1 protein-coding gene is annotated in these 1,201 nt (G+C 66.7%); it reads left to right on the forward strand.

The genetic code is table 11. The features are described from left to right. A partial coding sequence (locus tag BCL76_RS38390; RefSeq protein ID WP_146228538.1) for a non-ribosomal peptide synthetase occupies positions 1-1,201 on the forward strand: 1,201 nt, incomplete at both ends.

Consider the following 1,201-nt stretch of genomic DNA (forward strand, 5'->3'; position numbering starts at 1 on the left):
CCTCGCCTATGTGATCTATACGTCGGGTTCGACGGGTCGTCCGAAGGGTGTGGGGGTGGGTCATGGGGCGTTGGCGAATTTGGTGTCGGTGTTCGCTCCGTTGATGGGTGTGGGGCGTGGGGTTCGGGTGTTGCAGTTCGCTTCGTTCGGGTTCGACGCGTCGGTGCTGGATGTGGGGGTGACGTTGGCGTCGGGTGGTGGGTTGGTGGTGGCTTCGGCTGCGGAGCGGTCGGATCCGGTGTTGTTGCGGGGTTTGGTGGGGTCGGCGGGTGTGGTGTCGGCGAGTGTGGTGCCGTCGTTGTTGGCTGTGTTGGATCCGGGTGATCTGGCCGGTGTGGTGTCGATGGTGGTGGGTTCGGAGGGGATCGATCCGTCGTCGGCGCGTGTGTGGGCGTCGGGTCGTCGGTTGGTGCATGCGTACGGGCCGACGGAGGCGGCGGTGATCTCCGCGGTGGGTGTGGTGGATCCGGACGGTGTGGGTGTGGTGCCGTTCGGTGGGCCGGTGGCCAATGTGCGGATGTATGTGTTGGACGAGTTCTTGCGGCCTGTGGCTCCTGGTGTTGCGGGTGAGTTGTATGTGGGTGGTGTTCAGCTTGCGCGGGGTTATGTGGGTCGTGCGGGGTTGACGGCCGAGCGGTTCGTGGCTGATCCGTTCGGTGTGGGTGGTGGTCGGTTGTATCGCACGGGTGATGTGGTGCGGTGGACCGGTGGTGGTGAGTTGGTCTTCGTCGGGCGTGCCGATGATCAGGTGAAGGTGCGGGGTTTCCGTATCGAGCCCGGTGAGGTGCGTGCGGTGGTGGCGGGGTGCGCGGGTGTCGCGCAGGCCGCGGTCGTGGTCCGTGAGGACATGGTCGGGGATCCCCGGTTGGTGGCGTATGTGGTTGCCGACGATGGTGAGGTCGCGGGTCCGGGTGTGGCCGGGCTGAGGGCTCGGGTGTCGGGTTTCGTGGCGGAGCGTCTGCCGTCGTACATGGTTCCGTCGGCGGTCGTGGTTCTCGATGCGTTGCCGTTGACGGTGAACGGGAAGCTCGACCGGAAGGCGTTGCCGGCGCCGGAGTACGTGAGTGGGGGTCGGCGTCCCGCGACGGAGCGTGAGGAGCTCCTGTGCGGTGTCTTCGCGCAGGTCCTCAATCTGCCCGAGGTCGGTGTGGACGACGACTTCTTCGCCCTCGGCGGCCACTCCCTCCTCGCCGTCCGCCTC

The sequence above is a fragment of the Streptomyces sp. CG 926 genome, assembly GCF_003148825.1.
In the GTDB taxonomy this organism is placed as follows: Bacteria; Actinomycetota; Actinomycetes; order Streptomycetales; family Streptomycetaceae; genus Streptomyces.